The organism is Pseudomonas sp. MPB26, assembly GCF_046605355.1.
GTDB classification, from domain to species: domain Bacteria; phylum Pseudomonadota; class Gammaproteobacteria; order Pseudomonadales; family Pseudomonadaceae; genus Aquipseudomonas; species Aquipseudomonas cedrina.
This window is the reverse complement of the sequence record NZ_CP176793.1, coordinates 4117553-4136211: the sequence shown is the minus strand read 5'-3', so window position 1 is coordinate 4136211 and position 18659 is coordinate 4117553. Positions and strand designations below refer to the sequence as shown.

Below are 18659 nucleotides of genomic sequence, written 5' to 3'. Positions count from 1 at the left end.
GCTTAACGCCGCGCGCTGACCGCCGAAGCGTCGTTGGACACGATGACTTCCACGCGGCGATTCAACTGGCGTGACGGCGCGCTCAGGTTGTCGGCAACCGGGAATTGCTTGCCGTAGCCGACCACCGCCATACGTTCAAACCCTACACCGAGGCGTTGCAGGCCACGGGCGACTGCGTGGGCACGCAGCTCGGACAAGCGCTGGTTGTAGGCATCGCCACCGGTGCTGTCGGTGAAGCCCTCTACGCGGACCTGACGTTCCGGGTTCTGCACCAGGAAGTTCGCCAGCCCCTGCAAGTCCCGTTGGCTGCCCGGCTTCAGGTCGGCCTTGCCGGTATCGAACAGCACGTCACCAAAGGTGACGACCTGGCCACGCTCGGTCGGCTGGGCTTTGATCGCTTGCAGCGCCTTGAGCTGCGCGGTGCGCACGTCGAGCTGCACCTGGGTGCGGTCGACCGCGATGTTATCGAGTTGGGCGTCGGTCTTGCGGCTGACGATGGTCTGCTCGGCCAGGGCGATTTTCTGCGTCGCCAGGTAGGCGAGCTGGTCGATCTTCGGGTCGGTACGGCTGTGCAGCGACACCTGGTTGGCGCGGTCCAGCGCGTTGGACGCGATGCGCGTTTCGACCGCCGCCAGGGTGTTGGACTCGGGTTTCTCCTGCAGGCTGGAGAACTGGCTGCGCGCTTGCAGCAGTTGTGGATTTTCCGGAGGGGTGGCGCAACCGGCCAGCGCCAGGCCCACGGCCGAAAGAACGGGAATGACTAAAGTGGCACGCATGGGGGATCCTCAGTGGGTAGTCGCGGGGGCGTTGAGCATTTCCTGCTTGAGTACCTGAATGCCCTCTCGCGCCTGCTTCAAGACCTGTTGTTTACGCACGGCAGTGGCCTTGGCTTCGGCCAGGCTGGCGTCGGCTTCGATCTGGTCGGCTAAAGCGTCGACTTCGACGTAATTCATTTCGCCGATGGCCTGCTCCATGCGCGCCAGTTTGTCTTGGGCGGTCTTCATCTCCAGCGGGGCGAACTGGGTCGCTTGTGCCGCCAGGGCACGTCCTACCGAATCACGGGCCAGGGAGATTTTTACCGCAGGCGGCGGCGTCGCGGCGCACCCCGCCAAGGCACCGGCGACGATCACGGCCCAGGCCGAGCGGCGCAGGCGTTTGCTCACACTGGTCATCTTCATGTTTTGACTCCTAAGCATTCACTGAGGGCTTTGGGCTGATGGGAACAGCCTCCCCGTCTCGCTTGCGTTCAAGCGACCGCGCCATCCTAGGAAGAAAAAAACGGGCAGGAAGAATGAAAAATCCCACTTAGTTGTGGGATCTTTCCCAGAGGAAACATGAAATCGAATTTCGACAAAAGCTCATAAGGAAATGAAACTGGTGCGACCGCATTCTTGTGGCGAGCGGGCTTACTGTGGCGAGCGGGCTTGCCCCGCATTGGGGTGCGAAGCGCCCCCATGTGCCACTGCGGTGTATCAGGCACCGCGCAGAGGCTGACTTTGGGGCTGCTGCGCAGCCCGGCGCGGGGCAAGCCCGCTCACTACAAGTGATCTACCGAGCGGGCTTCAGCAACTGCATCTGCTGGCGATAATCATCCGTCACCTGCCGCGCCTGGCTGCTGCTGGTGATGACCCTTGGCGTAATCAGCACGATCAATTCGGTGCGATCCTTGGATTTGCTGGTATTGCCAAACAACCAGCGCAACCCGGGAATCTTGCCAAGGTAAGGCACCGCACTGACGCTGTCGGCATTGTCCTGCTTGATCAAGCCGCCCAATAACACCGTCTGGCCACTCTGGACCGCGACCTGGGTCGATACCGAGCGCGTGGAGATGCGCGGGTTGGTTTGTGGGTCATTGCTGTTGGGTGGGTCCTGGGCATCGCTGACTTGCTGCTGGATGTCCATGTACACCAGGCCGCCCGGATTGATACGCGGCACCACGTCCAGTATCACCCCGGTCTGCACATATTCGACACTGCTCAACGTCGTGTCGGAGGTGCCGGTGTTGACCGTGGTCTGGCTGATGGGAATGTTGTCGCCCACCTGGATCTGCGCCGGCTGGTTGTTCATCACCACCAGCGACGGCGCCGACAGCACCTGGGTGCGGCCGTTGGTTTCCAGGGCGTGCAAGGCCACTTGCAGGTTGGAGCTGACGAAGGAATAGAACAACGAATCCGCCGCGCCCAACCCTGCGCCGCCTGCGCCAAGCGCACCTTGGCTACCGGCGGTGTTGGCCACGGTGGTGCTGTTGGAATTACCGGCCAGGCGGCCCAGGTACCATTGCACGCCAAGGTCCAGCTCGCCGGTGAGTTTGACCTCGAGGATGCGCGTCTCGATCTGCACTTGCAGTGGTGGGTTGTCGAGGCGCTTGATCGCCGATTCGATCTCTTTCCATTGCACCGGCCGGGTGCGCACCAACAGTTGGTTACTGCTTTTTTGCGCGGTGATGCGAGTGCCGGCGTCGAGGCTCTTGGCCGGGGCGTCTTCGGTGGTGCCCTGCTCGGGGTTGTCCTGCTCGGCTTCGGGCTCCTGCTGCTCCTCCTCGGCGGGCGGCTGGTTGCTGTTCAGGTTGTTACTCAGGCCACCGGGCGTGCTGCCGGAGGTGCTGTTGGTGCCGGGCGAAGACAACGTCGCGGTGCGCAAACCGGGGGCGACCTTGGCCGGAGTATCGTCCTTGATCGCGCCCGTGCCGTAGATTTGCCGCAGGTACCTGGCCAGGTCGGTGGCCTTCATATTGCGCACATCGTAGACGTACATCTGCGGCTCGTTGCCGCCGCCTTCGTCGATGGTATGGATCCAATCGCCCACTTCGCTGAGGTATTGCGGCTGTGACGAGATCGCGACGACTGAGTTGGTCCGTTCGATCGGCAGGAACCGCACCATGCCCGCCAGGGGCATGCCGCTGTCGGGGCCGAACATTTTTTGCAGCTCGGGCATCAGCTCGGCCACCGAGGCGCGTTGCAGGCCGAACACGCCCACCGACATGCCCTTGAGCCAGTCCACATCGAAGGTGTCGATGGTGTCCTGGTAGTTGGCCAATTCCTCCGGAGTACCGGCCAGGCTCAGTACATTGCGCGCCGGGTCCACCAGCAAGAATGCATTCTCGCGGGCGAACGGCTTGAGCAATTTCTGCATTTCGGTGGCGGAGATATAGCGCAGCGGAAACAGCCGCGCCGACAGGCCACTGGAGGGTTGCGACACGCGCATTTCAGGCACCAGCTTGCCCGCCACCGCCTGGTTTGCGGGCAGGATGACGTAGCGATTGCCCTGTTTGATCATCGCGTTGTCCGTCCACGACAGCAGGGTTTCGAGAATCGACAGGGCCTGCTGCTTGTTCACCGGTTTGGACGTCGAAAAGCTGACATTGCCTTTCACGCCCTGGGCGATGCTGTAGTTCTCGTGCAACAAGTCGCCCATCACGCTGTTGATCACCGCCTCGATCGGCTGGTCGGCGAAGTTGAACACGATGTCGCCGCTGCCCTCCTCCTTCATCGCCGGCACCGCTACGGGCGGGCGCACGAACTGCTGGCTACCGCGAATCAATTGGCGTTGGGGCGGCGTCTTGGCCTGGGGTTGGCCACTGTCGACCGGCGCCCGTTCGCTGGCCGGGTCTACCGGCGGGCGCTGGGAACCGGTGCCTTGCATCGCTTCGTGCAACAGCGCCTCGTCCGGGTCGAGATGCTCGGGGAATGTCCCGCAGCCACCGAGGGAAACGGCGGTAGCCAGACAAAACACGGTGGTGCGCAAAGCGCCGGGGAAAGTATCGATCAAGGGGCGGACTCGTGAGGAAGGGTAATCGGGGGGGTCGTGGACGGCGCCGGCAGACGCGGCGCGCGCAGGCTCAGGGTCTGCGTGCGGCCGTCGAGGACAAAACGGGCTTCGCGGGGCGTGAGCTGTTCCAGGCGCCAGCCGTTGGGCAGGGTCTGGTTCTGATGAACCTTCAGCGGCGGGCCGTCCGCGCGTTTGAGCAGCGCAACACGCAGGTCGCCGTCGAGGACGATACCGGTCAGCGTCAGGCTCGACAGGCTGGAGACAGACGCCTGGCCGACCGTACGATCAGGGCTGCGGTCAGGGCTGAATAGCGGGGTTTGCCACGTACCCGCGAGGCTTTCCAGGGTGGCCTCGGGGGCCATCAGCACGGCGGCCGAAGCATTGGCGCGGGCATCCGGCGCGGGCGCCGGCAACCACTGCGGCGCATCGCCGATGCTGCTGAAGATGCCGACCATCAACAGGCCCAACAGCCCGGCGATGCCAAGCAACAGCCACTCCAGGGGACGCAATGCATTGATCATCGGCGCACCTGCTGCGCGGCGGCCGGCTGCAGGTAGCCGCGCACCAGCACATGCACAATCAACTGGCCGGCACCGCCGGTGGCGGGTGCGTTCGGCGGGCGGCGGATGCTCAGTTCGTCGATGAACAGAAACGGCCGCTGGTATTCCAGCTCATGCAGAATCGCGGTCAAGGGTTCGATGGCGCAGTTGAGGGTCAGGCTGACTTTGACCTGGCGATAGGGCTCGCTGTCGTCCTGTTCCGGGGTGATGGGCATGCGCTGGGTGAGGCTGCAGCCGCCACCGAGGCCGGCGCGGCTGTTGATCAGGTCGGCGATGCGTTGCATCAGGTCCGCCGCGACCGCGCTGGGGTCATCACCGGGCAACAGGCTGGTGCTGCTGGCCGGGTCCTGGCGGGCTTGCTCCAACTGTTGGCGCACGCTATCGCCCTGGCGCAATACGCCGGCATAGCGTTGTTGCTGTTCACGTAACTGCTCGGCCTGCTCATCCATGGCGCGCAAGGGGCCGGCGAACCAACTGTCGACCAGCAGCCAATAACCGGCGCCAAGCACCAGGGCCAGGCCGATCAGGGCTGCGCCACGGCGCTCACGGGGTGTCAGTGGTCGGCGCATCGCCTGTCTCCTGGTGCAAGTGGGCGCGCAAGGAAAACTGATCCTTGCCGGTTTGCGCGTCGGGTTGAATCACCCCTTCGAACTGGGCGTTTTCCAGGCTGTGGCAGGCCTTGATCCGGGTGATCAGGGCACTGGCCTTGGCGCTTTGCCCGGAGAAGGACACGTCGGCGCCGTCGTTGACTTCCAGCTGATCGAGCCAGGTATCGGACGGCAGGCAAGCGGTCAGCTCGTTGAGCAGCGCCGCCAACGGCGGCTGGGCGGCCTTGCGGCGGATCAGGTAGTGGGCGGCGCCACGGGTATTGAGCAGTTGCTGGCGCAGCGCCTGGACCTCGGCGACCTGGGCTTTTTGCTCGCGTACGCTGTGCTGCATGGCGTCGAGCACACGCTGGCGGTCTTCGAGCCACAGCAGCATCGCCGCAATCAGCAAGGCGCCGCACAGCCACGGCAAACTGCGTTGCAAGCCCTTGCCCTGCGGTCGCTGACGCGGTCGCAACGGTACCGGCAGCAAGTCGATGCCCATGGGCGTGCCTGCGCCTGTGTCCACATCCACCGCATGGGGATGCAAACCCAGGGCCGCGCACTCATTGAGCATCTGGTCCAGGCGCTCGCGCAGGATCGCGACCAGTGTCACCTGCAAGTGCGTGGGGGTGCGATGCTCCTGACGCGCGACAAAATACAGCTGGTCGGGATCAAACGGGGTAAAGCGGTCCAGTTCATAGCCCACCACCGTGGACAGGTTGCGCGCGGCGGCCGGGGGCAGTTGCAGGGTTTGCATCAGCACCGCGCCGGGCGCCAGCAGCAGCACCTGACGCGCGGGGCCAGGGCGTTTTTCCACGGGCGCGGTCAACGGCCAGCGATAGACCTGCTCGGGGAGATCGTCTGGCAATAACCACACCGGCAGGCAACCACGCAATTCCTTGAGCCACAGCCGCCATCCCAGTTGCAGCAGGCTGCCGCGCCAGCGTTGCGCGATGGGCTGCGCCAGCAACTGCAGGCGTGCGGATAGCTGTTCGTTCATTCTTGCCAACGTAAGACTCGATAAGGTTGGGCGCTGCCTTGCGCGGGGCTCAATAAGACCGTGGCTTGCACGTGGGCGTGGTAGCCGCCGGGCCGTTGTGCGCGGCTGCCGATGACCAGCACATCACCGGCGTCGGCGCCCACTGCGCTCTGATGCGCCAGGTTCAGCGCGCGACGCATTAACGGGCTGGCGAAGGCCGGATCGGGCCGGTCCAGCCCACTCCACAGGCTGATCTCGGGCACTAGGGCGCTGTATAGCGCCTGGGTCATGCCCGGCAATTGCCGTACTTCTTCCACCACCCGGAACGGCGCCAGGCCCTGGTTGCGGCGCTGTTCCAGGGCCCTGGCGAGTTGATTGGCCTGGGCCTGGGTCGCGCCGCAGGCCAGGGCCAGGCGGGCGAAATCCGCCACCTGGGCGCTATTCAAATACAACTTGCCGCGCTCGCTGTGCAGGCTCACCTGCAGCTGGGCATCGTCGAACACCAAGCGGATTTCTCGCCCGTCAGCCACCCACTGCTTGCGCTGCAACGGGTCGGCCAGTGCCTGCATGGCCAGCGCCACACCCGCCTCGGCGGCCAGCACCGCCTGGGTGTGCTGGCGGTGCCAGGCCGCCTGGCGGGTTTCCAGTTGCACCCAGCCGGCCAGGCCGCCCAGCAACAGACTGAGCAGGGCCAGCACCCACAGCACCAGCAACAGCGCGACACCACGCTGATGCCTGATCATTCCGGTGCCCCGCCCGACAGGTTCAGGCGCAACGCAACCACTTGGGTGACCCACGGCACCGGCCCGTTCACCCGTGCGTCAATGCGCACCGCGTAGGGCAGGCGCTTGCTCCACGGCCACTCGTTGATCCAGCCGGTGGCCTGGCCCTTGGGCGACACGCCGCGATAGCTGAACTGCAGCTCCTCAACGTTTTTGAGCAATACCTGCGGTTCGCCGCGCGATGCTGGCACGCTGACCTGCGCCTGGGGCTCAAAGCGCGCGAACGCGACCTGCAAATCGCGTTGCGCCTCGGGGCCGGTCAACTGCAGGGTGAAGCGCTGAATCCCGCCACCGAGCACCCCTGGCAAGGTCGCGACAAACTGCATGCGCTGCGCGCTGCCGGCGAAAAAGCCATCGGTCTGACTGTCGTCCTCGGTGACATCCAGGGGCAACGCCTCACTGATGGAAGTGCGCAAAAACTGTTGCGCGGCGCGCATTTCATCCAGGCTCACCGTGTAGCGCTGCGCCTTGAGCACCGCACGATTGGCGCCCAGCAACGCGCCGCCGACCAGGGTCAGTAACACGCCGAGCAGACTCAGCACGATCATGATTTCGAGCAGGGTGAAGCCCTGCTGACGGCGCTTCACAAACCGGCCCCTGCCGCACGCAGTTTCAAGGTGCTGAAACTGGCGTGGCGCGGCCCCTCGCTGACCGTCAGGTCGAGGCGAAACAAGTGTGGCTGACCGATGCGCGTGGGTTGCAGGGCGATGCGCAGTTGCCAGTCGATGCCGTCCAACTGGCCGCTGCGCACACCCGCCGCCAGAGGCCCCGACGCTTCCTGATCCATCACACTGACGGCGGCATGACTAAGCCGGTCGCTGTGGGCCACCTGCAACAGCGAGCGCGCGCTTTGGCCGAAAGCAACCAGCAGCACGCTGCTGCAAATCGCCATGAGCGTCAGCGCGGCGAGCATCTCCAGCAGCGTGAAACCGCTTTGGCGCCTCATGGCAGAGCCTTGGACTGCACGCTGCCGGTCAGCCAACCGATATCGATGCGCCAACGCCGGCTGCCATTGGCCAGCAGCAGGTTGCCGCCGGTGGAACTGCCATCGGCGTAAAACTCAACCGCAGAGCCTGCGTGCTCGGCGGTGTGCAGGGTCACTTGCAGCCCGGCCGGCCAGTGTTTCAACGGTCGACCCGGCGCCTGGAAGCTCAGCGCACGCAGGTCAAACAGGGTTCTTTCGGTACGGCCGCTGATGATCGCCCGTGCCCGCGTGCTGCGCAGTGCCTCGACCATCTGCCCGACGGCCTGGCGCTCTGTCGCGGCGCGCAAGCCTTGTTGCAGACCAATCCCCACCAACCCGGCCGCGATGCTGATCAAGACGATCACCACCAGCATTTCCAGCAAGGTAAAGCCGCGTTGGGGGCTGATCATGGTCGCGGGTTATTCCCAGTTGCCCAGGTCGGCGCTGTAGCCTTCGCCGCCGGGCTGGCCGTCCTGGCCGTAGAAGATCAGGTCAAAGGCGCCGTGTTCACCCGGGAAGCGATAGCCAAAGGCATGGCCGAACGGGTCTTTGAGGTCGGACGGCTTGGCGTACGGCCCGGCCCAGTCGGCACTGTTGCCGGGCTTGTCGACCAGCTGTTGCAGGGTCTTGGGCGGCGAGCCAACGTCCAGTCCGTAGCTTTCGATTTTCATGCTCAGGCTGGCCAGTTGCGCCTTGCCCGCGCCGTATTTGCCCTTGTCCACGTTGCCGCCGACCTGACGCACCACGATGGTGGCGACGATGCCCAGCAGTACGATCACCGCGAGCATTTCCAACAGGGTAAAACCGCCCTGGCGGCGGGCGGGCTTGAATCGGGTATGGCGCATGGGTGTGGGTCCTTGAGGGTTCATATATTGCTGGTCAGGCTCATCAACGGCAGCATGATCGCCAGCATGATCACCGCCACCAGCACCGCCATGATCACGGTCAGGGACGGCACCAGCGCGGCGAGCAGGCGGTCGATGCCGCGTTTGGCTTCGACGTCGAACACGTCGGCGACCTTGAGCAGCATGCTGTCGAGTTCGCCGGCCTGTTCGCCGACTTCAATCATTTGCAGGGCCAGGTCAGGCAGCAGCGGCTGGGCACCGAAGGCGCTGGCCAGGGTGCCGCCGCCCTTGACGGACTCGGCGGCCTGGGCAACCTGCGCCTGCAGGGCGCGGTTGGTGCAGACCTGTCGGGCGATGACCAAGGCTTGCAGCAGCGCCACGCCGTTGCTGAGCAAGGTGCCCAGGGTGCGCGCCAACCGAGCGGCTTCGACCCGTTGCAGCAGCGGCCCGATGAGGCGAATACCGAGGAGGCGGCGGTCATGTTTTTCCCGGCGTTGGGGGTCGCGCAGGCGTGCGGCGAGTGCCCAGATCGTCACGATCAAGCCCGCCAGCACGGCCAGGCCATAGGCACCGAGGAATTGGCCGAGCGCCAGGATCACTTCGGTGATCAGCGGGATGGGCACGCCCAGGTCCTTGAAGATCGGCACGAACTGCGGCACCACGTAAGCCAGCAACAGGGCCAGCGAACCGAGCACGCCCACCACCAGGAATGCCGGATAGATCAGCGCATTGATCACTTCGCCCCTGAGTAACTGGCTGCGTTCCAGATAGTCGCTGAGCTGGCGCAGGGTGTCTTCCAGCGCGCCACCCGCCTCGCCGGCACGCACCATGCTCAGGTATAACGGCGAAAACTGGCTGCCCTCCTCTTCCAGCGCCTTGGACAAGGGCTGACCGGCTTTTACGTGTTCGCGAATACGTTCGATCAACGCACGGGTTTGCGGCTGGCCGGGCTGCTTGAGCAAAATCCCCAGGGAGCGTTCCAGCGGTTGGCCGGCGCCCAGCAACGTTGCCAATTGCTGGGTAAAACTGACCAGCGCCGCGCCGTTCAATTGACCCCGGCCAAAGGCCTTGCGCAACCCTTGGGCGCCCGCTGCATCGATCTGCAATAACAGCAGACCGCGCTTGTGCAGCGCGGCGACGGCGGCGTCCTGGTCCCGGGCTTCCAGGGTGCCGTTTTGCGCCTGGCCCTGGCTGTCGAGCGCGCGGTATTTGAACAGGCTCACGCGCCCTCCCCACGGGTGACGCGCAGCACTTCTTCAAGTGACGTGACGCCCTCCACGGCTTGGCGCAGACCCTCTTCATGCAAGGTGCGCAGGCCACCACGACGGGCAGCCTGCTCCAAGGTCGCGGCGTCGGCCTGGCGCATCAACAGGCTGCGCAGTTCTTCGTTCATCACCAGCAGTTCGGTGATTGCGCTACGGCCATGGTATCCACCGCCCGGTGCATCGGCGCGGGGTCGATAGAGCATGATCGGACGCTGGTCGGTAAACCGGTCCAGGCCGTGTTCGGCGATCAGTTGCGGCGGCGCTTCAAAGGCTTCGCGGGTGGCCGGGTCAAGGCGCCGCACCAGGCGCTGGGCCAGGATGCCGTTGACCGTCGAGGCAATCAGGTAGCTTTCGACGCCCATATCCAGCAAGCGCGTGATACTCGCTGCCGCGCTGTTGGTGTGCAGGGTCGACAGCACCAGGTGGCCAGTGAGGGATGATTGGATAGCGATGCGGCAGGTTTCCAGGTCGCGGATTTCGCCGATCATGATCACGTCCGGGTCCTGGCGCACGATGGAGCGCAGCGCGCCGGCAAAGTCCAGGCCGATGGCCGGCTTGACCTGGATCTGGTTGATGCCTTCCAGTTGATATTCCACCGGGTCTTCGACGGTGATGATCTTGCGCTCGGCGGTATTGAGGCGCGACAACGCGGTGTACAGGGTGGTGGTTTTGCCCGAGCCGGTGGGCCCGGTAACGAGCAGGATGCCGTGGGGGCGTTCCAACACGTTCAGAAAGGTTTCGAGGCGCTGGCCGTCAAAGCCCAGGCTCTGGAAGTCGAAGCTCACGGTCTGGCGATCAAGCAAACGCATGACCACCGATTCGCCGAAACTGGTGGGCACCGTGGACACGCGCAAGTCGAGTTCCTTGCCCTGGATGCGCAGCATGATCCGGCCGTCCTGGGGCAAGCGCCGCTCGGCGATGTCCAGGCGCGCCATGATCTTCACCCGTGAAATCACCGCTGCCGACGAGCTGGACGGCGGCGCCTCGGCTTCGTGCAATACACCGTCGATGCGGTAGCGCACCTTGAGCTGGTTTTCGAACGGTTCGATATGAATGTCCGAGGCGCGATGTTCCACTGCTCGTTGCAGGATCAGGTTGACCAGGCGAATCACCGGGGCTTCGGAGGCCATGTCCTTGAGGTGCTCGATGTCTTCCAGCGCCCCGCCCTGCTCGTCGAGGTTTTCGATCAGGGTGCCCATGGCCGAGCGGCCCTGGCCGTAGTAGCGCTCGATCAGGGTCTCGACTTCATTGCGCGGGCCGATGGCCAGCCACACCGGCACGCCGCAGGCATAAGCGATGGCCTGGAACGGGTACACCAGCGACGGGTTGGCCGCCAGCACCCGCAGCCCCCCCTGACTCCAGCCCGCGGGCACCACCTGGTAGTGGCGCATGAAGCGTTCGGTCAGCAAGGGTAATGGGTCCAGCAACGGTGGCGCGGCATCGGCCAGCAACAGCGGTGCGCCGAGCAAATCAGCCCAGGCTCGGGCCAGTTCCACTTCGGAGACCAACCCCAACCGGGTGAGCAGGCCGAGCAACTCGGTGTCACCGCCTTCCTGGGACAGGCGTCGGGCGCGCTCCAGGTCAACGGTTTTCAAGCCGGCGTGTTGCATCAGCCACGCGCACACCTGTTCGGTGTGCGGGATGTGCAGTTGGCAGGCGTCGAGGGGCGTTGAGGGGCTGGGCATGGGTAAAAATCTGAGGGGCGATGTTACAAGGGGTTGTGGGAACACTTGTGGGAGCGGGCTTGCTCGCGAAAGCGGTGGATCAGCCACTGAATGTGCTGGCTGACACTCCGCCTTCGCGAGCAAGCCCGCTCCCACATGGGACCGCGTTGACCGTTAGTTAGCGGTTTTGGGGGCTTCCTGGCTGCCGTTCAACGGCCGGCCACCCTTGGTGGTTTCGGCCTTCTGCTTTTTAGCCGCCTTGGCATCGTGGGCCTGGGTCAACACTGTGGAATCGGCGGCCCCGGATGTGGCATCAGCGTCCGTGGACTCAGCCGCCATTGCCGCGCCGCTTAGCGCAACGCTCAGTACAAAACCGGCACCCAACAGGGAAATCTTCATCAACGTTCTCCAGATCAAAAAACAGCAGATCACTCAAGTGGCGCCTTGAACTCGCTCAAGACCCTACACCAAAGCGTTGTGTATTACAGCCTGTGTAAGACATGGCACTTTAGAACCACCGAGCAATGCCACTACTTAGCCACGACTCGACAAATTTTCTTAAACCAATCGACTGATAGGTTTAGAGATAGTTCCAGCACGTAAGAAATTATTTCTTATTTTACGCAAAAATTAGCTTTCGTTTGACTTATACCCGCAAGAATTGCCTTAATTATGCGGTTTTTACGATTTAAAAATGCCATCAAGCGATATCAAATAGGCATTACGTACAATAACAATCAATATAATTACTAAACTTTTAAAACTGCGAAATTCGCCCAATAGTTGCAATTAGCCATCGGTTAAAAATTGCGATCACGGGCAACTATTGCCCAGAAAAAAGTGACGAGCGCGCACAGAAATCCACACTTCTCGGCGCACCACGTTTACTGAACAGTTGTCGGAGAGACCCATGAATAAACGTAAAATGATCGGTGCCCAGTCGGCATTCGCCCTGTTGGCGCTGGCCGTGTCCCAGGTGCATGCGGCAACCAGCCCCGCTCTGGATGAGGGCCGCGTGAGCCGCGCGGAAAAGGCCGCGGATAAAACCCTGGCGAAGATGACCATGGAGGAGAAACTCGCCTACATCGGCGGCACCGGTGGTTGGGATGTCAAGCCGTTGACCCAGTACGGCGTCCCGCAGATTCATGGCGCCGACGGCGGCGTGGGCGTGCGCTACACCAGCGAAGGTAACGCGCAGGGCGTGGTGTACCCGTCCGGGCCGAACCTGGCCGCCAGCTGGAACCCGCGCCGCGCCATCGACCTGGGCCGGGCCTTGGGCTATGACACCGCCAGCGGTGGTTATCAGTTCGTCACAGGCCCAGGCGTCAACCTGTATCGCATGCCGTACAGCGGTCGCGCGTTCGAGTATCTATCCGGTGAAGACCCGTTCCTCGGCGCCAGCCTGGCGCCGGCGGTGATCAATGGGATCCAGTCACGCGGGGTGTGGGCCAACGCCAAGCATTTCGCCGCCAACGACCAGGAAAGCAACCGCTTCCACCTTGATGAAATCATCAGCGAGCGCGTGCTGCGCGAGATGACCCTGCCGCCGTTCGAGTCCGCCTCGAAGAACAGCAAGGTCGCGATGATGATGTGCGCGTTCCAGAAGGTGAACGGTGAGTTCGCCTGCCAGAACAAGCACCTGATGCGCGACATCCTGAAGACCGAATGGGGCTACCCGGGCTTCGTGCAGAGCGACTACAACGCGGTGGTCAACGGTCTGCCGGCGGCACAGGCCGGCACCGACCTGGACATGATGGGCTACCAGATGAACAGCACGGTGCTCAAGCCGTACCTGGACAGTGGCGAACTGAGCAGCGCGACCATCGATGACAAGGTGCGGCGCATTCTCAAGCAGATCTACCTGTACAAGTTCGACAGCAAGGCGCCGTTGACCAGCCACAACATGAACAGCGCCACCAGTAACCGTGTGGCGCTGAACGCCGCCCGCGAAGGCATCGTGCTGCTGAAGAACCAGAATAGCCTGCTGCCGCTGGATGCGAAGAAGGTCAAGCGCATCGCCGTGGTCGGCACGCTGGCCAAGTACGCGCCGCCCACCGGTTTTGGCAGTGCCAACGTGATGGCCGCCAACTACATCAGTGAACTGAGCGGTTTGCAGCAACTGGCGCCGGGCGCCAAGGTCGAGTTCATTGACGGGCTGTCCCTGGACCCGGCCACCTCAACCTGGAGCCATGCCGACAGCAATGGCAACCCTGTCAAAGGCCTGAAGACCGAGTTCTTCAGCAACAGCAACTGGTCCGGTGATCCGGCCGCCAGCCGCACCGACGCCCATGTCGACCTCGACTGGTCCACCGACAGCCTGCCGGTGAACGGTGATACCGCCGCCACCTCGATTCGCTACAGCGGCCAGATCACCCCGACCGTCAGCGGTGAACAGGTATTCAAGGTCCGCGCCGACGGTGCGGTGCGCCTTTACGTCAACGGCCAGAAAGTCCTCGACAACGGCGACGGCAAACCGCTGCCGAACAACAGCATCCCGCCGACCATCCCGGTGTTCGCCAAGGTCAATCTGGAGGCCGGCAAACCCGTCGACATCAAGCTGGAATATTCGCGTCGCAACGGCTACCTCTCGACCATGGGCGGCCTGGTCGGCGTGCAAATGAGCTGGGCTTCGCTGGTTGCGCCACAGGACCTGGCCAAGTACGACGCGGTATTGGTTGCCGCCGGTAACAGCAATGAATACGAAGGCGAAGGCTTCGACCACAGTTTCGACCTGCCGGAGTACCAGAACCTGCTGATCCAGAGCATCGCCAAGGTCAACCCGAACACCGTGGTCACCCTGCACGGCGGCACCGGCTTGAAGATGAGCGACTGGATCGATCAGGTACCGGCCGCGTTGCATGCGTTCTACCCTGGCCAGAACGGCGGCCAGGCCCTGGCGGAAATCCTGCTGGGCAAGGTCAACCCGTCGGCCAAGCTGCCGATCAGCATCGAACGCAACATCGAAGACAACCCGATCTACGCGACCTTCCCGAAATTCGACAACCAGGAAACCCTGGCCGAGATGAGCTACAAGGACGACCTGTTCCTAGGCTACCGCGGCTACGAGAAGAAAGGCATCAAGCCGCTCTACCCGTTCGGGTACGGCTTGTCGTACACCACCTTCGGCTACAGCAACATCAAGGTGAGCCCAGGCGTGGCAGTGGCGGGTGCGCCGATCAAGGTGTCGTTCGACCTGACCAACACCGGCAAGGTGGCGGGCGCCGAAGTGGCCGAGTTGTACGTGGGCCAGGCCAGCCCGAAAGTCGAGCGCGCGATCAAGGAGCTCAAGGGCTACAAGAAGGTGTTCCTCAAACCTGGCGAGAGCAAGCGCGTGACCATCGAACTCAACGATCGCTCGCTGGCCTACTACGACGTGGCGAGCAAGCAATGGGTGGTGGATGCAGACAGCTTCAACCTGTCCGTGGGCGCGTCGTCCCAGGATATTCGCCTGAACGCCAAGTTGGTCAACCCGTTCCGCCAGGAACTGTCGACCACCACCAGCAACCCGTTGCCGCGCTCGGCGCTCAATTCGACGTTGCGTGACTCGACGGTGAAGACCGGCGGCGTGCTGCACCAGAATGAAGGTGACAGCGGCACCAGCGACGGTGATGGCTATGACATGAGCGATGACAGCAGCCAGGGCAGTGCTACCGGTAACTAACAGGTAAGAAGAGTGGTTTTTGTGGGAGCGGGCTTGCCCGCGATAGCGGAGTTTCAGTCGGCACATTTGATGCCTGACTCACCGTTATCGCAGGCAAGCCTGCTCCCACATTTGGATCTTCATACATCAGTTGCCTGCAGGGGCAACTCAGGTCCTGATCGCCGCCTCGACCCGCGCAATATAACTATCGAACCGCGCCACCAGGTCCACCTGTTCGGGAAAGCGCAACCACTGGATCTGCAGGCCATCCATCATGGCCAGGATTTCCTGCACCAGCCCGGCGATGTCCACGTCACCGCGCACTTCCCCCGCAGCCACCAGGTCGGCAAATTGCGCCTGCATGCGCTGATGAATCGCCGCATACCGTGACTGGAACCAATCCCAGGCCGGATGCGTATCGAGCAGACTTTCCGCATTCAGGATGGTAAAGGCCCGCACTACCCCTGGCGCAGTGGCGTTCGAACGGTTAATCGCCCTCAGGCTGCCCAGCAGGCCGGACAGCGATTTCTCGGCCCGCACCTCATCGGCAATCCGCTGGTTAACCTCGTCGCGACGCTGCAACACGCCCATCAACAAGGAAATCTTGCTGGGAAAGTGGTGCAACAGGCCGGCTACCGAAATACCGACAATTGCCGCTACCTGGGCCATCGAGGCACTGCTGTAACCTTCCAGGGAAAACACCTGCAAGGCCGCATCCAGCAACTCTTCACGGCGTTTTTCACCTTTGGGGGCGCGACGGGTCTTGGGGGCGGGTTCTTTCATGGGGACGTCCTTGTGGGCAAGCTTGCACCGTATCCAAATTGCCCCTGAGCCGCAAATAAAGGATTGAAGACCCCTCAGTGAGCGCGGGTGCTTTTTTCCACCAGGCACATCGGCGTGCCGGCGATCGGCTCCTGCATCACTTGCACCTGAACATCAAATACCTGGCGCATCAACCCGGCACTGATGACTTGCGCCGGCGCACCATCGGCCACCAGCTTGCCGCCGTGCATCACCGCCAGATGGTCGGCGTAGCGACAAGCCTGGTTGATATCGTGGAGCACGGTGATCACGGTCTTGCCTTCCGCAGCCAGTTCGCCCATCAGGTCGAGCAGTTCAACCTGGTGACTGATATCGAGGTAGGTGGTGGGTTCATCCAGCAACACGATCGGCGCGTTCTGCGCCAGCACCATCGCCAGCCAGGCGCGCTGGCGCTGGCCGCCGGACAGGTCGGCCAGCGCGCGCTCGGCCAGGCTGTCCAGTTCCAGACGTTGCATGGCCTGGGTCACGTGGGATTGATCATTGCCACTCAAACGTCCCCACAGAGAGTTATGCGGGCTGCGACCATAGGCGACCAACTGGCGCACGCTGACGCCTTCCGGCACTGGCAGCACTTGGGGCAAAAACGCGATCTGCCGCGCCAGTTCGCGCGCGGACAGGCTGGCGTAGGCCTGACCATCCAGGGTCAATTCGCCCTGGGTCGGCTTGAGGATGCGCGCAAATGCCTTAAGCAAGGTGGATTTGCCGCAGCCATTGGGGCCGATCAACGCAGTGACCTTACCCGCTGGCGGCGCGAACGACAGGTCCTGCACGATGCGCGTGGCGCCGTAGCCGATGTCGAGTTGCCGTGCGTGGAGAATACTCATGTCATCAGCCCTTGAACCGTGCCAGCAACCAAAGAAAATACGGCGCGCCAATCACCGCCGTGAGCACCCCCGCGGGGATTTCGCTGGGCGCGATCAACGTGCGCCCCAGCGTATCGGCCAGCACCAGCAGCAGCGCGCCGATCAGCATCGCGGCCGGCAGCAGGTACTGGTGATGCCCGCCCACCAAGCGGCGCGCCATGTGTGGCGCGACCAGGCCGATAAAGCCGATCGGCCCGATCACCCCAACGCCCAGGCTGGTGAGCAGCACCGCGCAGGCCATCGCCAGCCAGCGTGTACGGCCCAGCGCAGTGCCGAGGCTGTGGGCCGCTTCGTCACCGAGGGCGATCAGGTTCAGCGGCTTGGCCAGGCACAGGCCTGCGGGGATCAGCACCAGGAACGGCAACACCAGCAGCACATGGTGCCAGTTGCGGCTCCACAGGCTCCCCGTCAGCGCGAGCAAGGCGGTGTTGATATCCAGCGGATGGGACAGGATCAGAAACTCGGTAACGCTGGACAGGGCCACCGCAATCGCCACCCCGGACAGCGCAAAGCGCACCCCGGAAAAACTCACGCCGGTGTTGTACAACGCCAGCAACAACGCGCCACCGGCCCCGCCCAGGCAGGCCACCAGCGGCAGCCAGGCAATCGGCAAGTGCGGCCAACCGATGATCGCCACGGTCAGCGCCAGACCGGCGCCCTGGGTTACGCCGAGGATTTCCGGCGACGCCAGCGGGTTGCGGATCACCCCCTGCACAATCGCCCCGGCCAGGCCGAAGGCTGCACCGGCGAGGATGGCGATCAGGCTGCGTGGCAGGCGGTGGTTCCACACCTCGAAGTCCAGCGCGTCGTGGGCCAGCAGGCGGTCGAAGACGGTGTCGGGCGCGAGCCAGAGCGTGCCGGCGCTGAGGCTGATCAACGTCGCCAGCGCCAGCAGACCCAGCAGCAGCCAGAGGCGCAGTCGTGGGCGGATCATAGGGCACGCCTGGCAAGAAACAGGAAAAACGGTGCGCCGATTAACGCGGTGACCACACCCGCCGGCGTCTCCACCGGAAAGGCCACGGCGCGGCTGAGCAGGTCGGCGCCCAGCACAATCACAGCGCCCAATGCCGCGCTCAGCGGCACCAGCCAGCGGTAGTCATTGCCCAGAAACTGACGAAGGATATTCGGCGCAATCAAGCCGACAAACCCGATCGGCCCTACCGCGCAGACACTCGCCCCCACCAGCAACAAACTCGCGATAAACACCTGCAACCGCAGGCTGGCGATGCCCACGCCCAAGGAGCGCGCGGCGTCTTCGCCGAGGTTGATCAGGTTCAAGCGTGGCGCACACCAGAGTGCCCACAGCCCGCCGATCAGGGTGCAGGGCCAGAGCAGTTGCACCTGCGCGGCGCCGGCATTGGCCAGGGAACCGGCGAGCCAGTTCAGCACACTTTGCGCCTGGGCCTCGACCAGGATCACCGTGAGCCGGGTCAAGGCCGCGCATAACGCCGCCACGGCAACGCCGGCCAATACCAGGCGCCCCTGGGCCGTGGTCGGCGACCAGGCACCACCGAGGCTGAATACCGTGACCCAGGCCAGCGCGCCGCCCAGGCATGTCATCAGCAATGCGCCCCCGGCAAACGGCGGCGCGACCAGGCCGGTCGAAAACAAGGCCAACCCCAGCGCCGCGCCAGCGGTCACGCCAAACAGGGACGGCGAGGCCAGGCGGTTGCGCGTGATGCCCTGCATCAACGCGCCGGCCAGGCCCAGGCAGGCGCCGACCAGCGCGGCACACAGGGCACGGGGCACACGCAGCTGGGCGACGATATACGCCCGGTTGCCGCCCACGCTGCCCTGATGCACCAGCCCATTCCAGGCGTCCGTCGCCGTGATCGTGAACGGTGACCAGCTCGACAACGAGAGCCAGAACAGCAAAGCGCCCAGCATCACAATGCCCGCCGCCGCGAAACCGCGTCCCAT

At 63.7% G+C, this 18659-nt stretch carries 19 protein-coding genes; 1 reads left to right on the top strand and 18 read right to left on the bottom strand.

All coding sequences use genetic code 11. The annotated features are described in order from the left end of the window. Nucleotides 1–2: 2 nt before the first annotated feature. The 14 genes from ACLH0H_RS19185 to ACLH0H_RS19120 form a co-directional block, all read right to left on the bottom strand. Nucleotides 3–776 (bottom strand): OmpA family protein, encoded by a 774-nt coding sequence (locus ACLH0H_RS19185; RefSeq protein WP_411379206.1) that lies wholly within the window; start codon nt 774–776, stop codon nt 3–5. A gap of 9 nt (nt 777–785) precedes the next feature. After that, on the bottom strand, nt 786–1178 hold the full coding sequence (locus ACLH0H_RS19180) for a DUF4398 domain-containing protein (RefSeq protein WP_307391463.1): 393 nt from the start codon (nt 1176–1178) through the stop codon (nt 786–788). 370 nt (nt 1179–1548) lie between these two features. Next, nucleotides 1549–3768, bottom strand: a complete 2220-nt coding sequence (gene gspD / locus ACLH0H_RS19175; RefSeq protein WP_411379205.1) for a type II secretion system secretin GspD — start codon at nt 3766–3768, stop codon at nt 1549–1551. Continuing rightward, nucleotides 3765–4289, bottom strand: a complete 525-nt coding sequence (locus ACLH0H_RS19170) for a hypothetical protein (RefSeq protein ID WP_411379204.1) — start codon at nt 4287–4289, stop codon at nt 3765–3767. Before ACLH0H_RS19170 ends, gspD begins: the two co-directional genes overlap by 4 nt. Further along, entirely contained in the window at nt 4286–4897 is a 612-nt protein-coding gene (gene gspM, locus ACLH0H_RS19165) for a type II secretion system protein GspM (protein WP_411379203.1), read from the bottom strand. The genes ACLH0H_RS19170 and gspM overlap by 4 nt, the downstream gene beginning before the upstream one ends. After that, nucleotides 4872–5915 carry a type II secretion system protein GspL gene (locus tag ACLH0H_RS19160; protein ID WP_411379202.1) on the bottom strand — a complete coding sequence of 348 codons (1044 nt, stop codon included), beginning with the start codon at nt 5913–5915 and terminating at the stop codon, nt 4872–4874. The genes gspM and ACLH0H_RS19160 overlap by 26 nt, the downstream gene beginning before the upstream one ends. After that, entirely contained in the window at nt 5912–6637 is a 726-nt protein-coding gene (locus tag ACLH0H_RS19155) for a type II secretion system minor pseudopilin GspK (RefSeq protein WP_411379201.1), read from the bottom strand. The genes ACLH0H_RS19160 and ACLH0H_RS19155 overlap by 4 nt, the downstream gene beginning before the upstream one ends. Then, nucleotides 6634–7263 (bottom strand): prepilin-type N-terminal cleavage/methylation domain-containing protein, encoded by a 630-nt coding sequence (locus tag ACLH0H_RS19150; RefSeq protein ID WP_411379200.1) that lies wholly within the window; start codon nt 7261–7263, stop codon nt 6634–6636. Before ACLH0H_RS19150 ends, ACLH0H_RS19155 begins: the two co-directional genes overlap by 4 nt. After that, nucleotides 7260–7622 (bottom strand): prepilin-type N-terminal cleavage/methylation domain-containing protein, encoded by a 363-nt coding sequence (locus ACLH0H_RS19145; protein WP_186694792.1) that lies wholly within the window; start codon nt 7620–7622, stop codon nt 7260–7262. Before ACLH0H_RS19145 ends, ACLH0H_RS19150 begins: the two co-directional genes overlap by 4 nt. Beyond that, entirely contained in the window at nt 7619–8050 is a 432-nt protein-coding gene (locus ACLH0H_RS19140) for a Tfp pilus assembly protein FimT/FimU (protein ID WP_411379199.1), read from the bottom strand. The genes ACLH0H_RS19145 and ACLH0H_RS19140 overlap by 4 nt, the downstream gene beginning before the upstream one ends. 9 nt (nt 8051–8059) lie before the next feature. Then, nucleotides 8060–8485, bottom strand: coding sequence for a type II secretion system major pseudopilin GspG (gene gspG / locus ACLH0H_RS19135; protein ID WP_411379198.1), 426 nt, complete (start codon nt 8483–8485; stop codon nt 8060–8062). A 20-nt stretch (nt 8486–8505) separates the two neighbouring features. Continuing rightward, a complete protein-coding gene (gspF, locus tag ACLH0H_RS19130) occupies nt 8506–9708 on the bottom strand; it encodes a type II secretion system inner membrane protein GspF (RefSeq protein ID WP_411379197.1) in 1203 nt (400 codons plus the stop codon). After that, nucleotides 9705–11435, bottom strand: a complete 1731-nt coding sequence (gene gspE, locus ACLH0H_RS19125; protein ID WP_411379196.1) for a type II secretion system ATPase GspE — start codon at nt 11433–11435, stop codon at nt 9705–9707. Before gspE ends, gspF begins: the two co-directional genes overlap by 4 nt. 153 nt (nt 11436–11588) lie before the next feature. After that, nucleotides 11589–11813 (bottom strand): hypothetical protein, encoded by a 225-nt coding sequence (locus tag ACLH0H_RS19120; protein ID WP_411379195.1) that lies wholly within the window; start codon nt 11811–11813, stop codon nt 11589–11591. A gap of 511 nt (nt 11814–12324) precedes the next feature. Here ACLH0H_RS19120 and ACLH0H_RS19115 point away from each other — a divergent pair. Continuing rightward, the gene (locus ACLH0H_RS19115; RefSeq protein ID WP_411379194.1) at nt 12325–15075 is read left to right on the top strand and encodes a glycoside hydrolase family 3 C-terminal domain-containing protein; all 2751 of its coding nucleotides are present in this window, start codon (nt 12325–12327) and stop codon (nt 15073–15075) included. Between the two features lie 147 nt (nt 15076–15222). Here ACLH0H_RS19115 and ACLH0H_RS19110 read toward each other — a convergent pair whose 3' ends face one another. The 4 genes from ACLH0H_RS19110 to fecC all read right to left on the bottom strand — a co-directional run bounded on the left by ACLH0H_RS19110 (nt 15223) and on the right by fecC (nt 18659). Beyond that, nucleotides 15223–15837, bottom strand: a complete 615-nt coding sequence (locus ACLH0H_RS19110) for a TetR/AcrR family transcriptional regulator (protein WP_307391433.1) — start codon at nt 15835–15837, stop codon at nt 15223–15225. Nucleotides 15838–15911: 74 nt separating this feature from the next. Next, the gene (fecE, locus tag ACLH0H_RS19105; protein WP_411379193.1) at nt 15912–16700 is read right to left on the bottom strand and encodes a Fe(3+) dicitrate ABC transporter ATP-binding protein FecE; all 789 of its coding nucleotides are present in this window, start codon (nt 16698–16700) and stop codon (nt 15912–15914) included. A gap of 4 nt (nt 16701–16704) precedes the next feature. Continuing rightward, nucleotides 16705–17673, bottom strand: a complete 969-nt coding sequence (locus ACLH0H_RS19100) for an iron chelate uptake ABC transporter family permease subunit (protein ID WP_411379192.1) — start codon at nt 17671–17673, stop codon at nt 16705–16707. Next, nucleotides 17670–18659, bottom strand: a complete 990-nt coding sequence (gene fecC, locus ACLH0H_RS19095) for an iron-dicitrate ABC transporter permease FecC (protein WP_411379191.1) — start codon at nt 18657–18659, stop codon at nt 17670–17672. Before fecC ends, ACLH0H_RS19100 begins: the two co-directional genes overlap by 4 nt.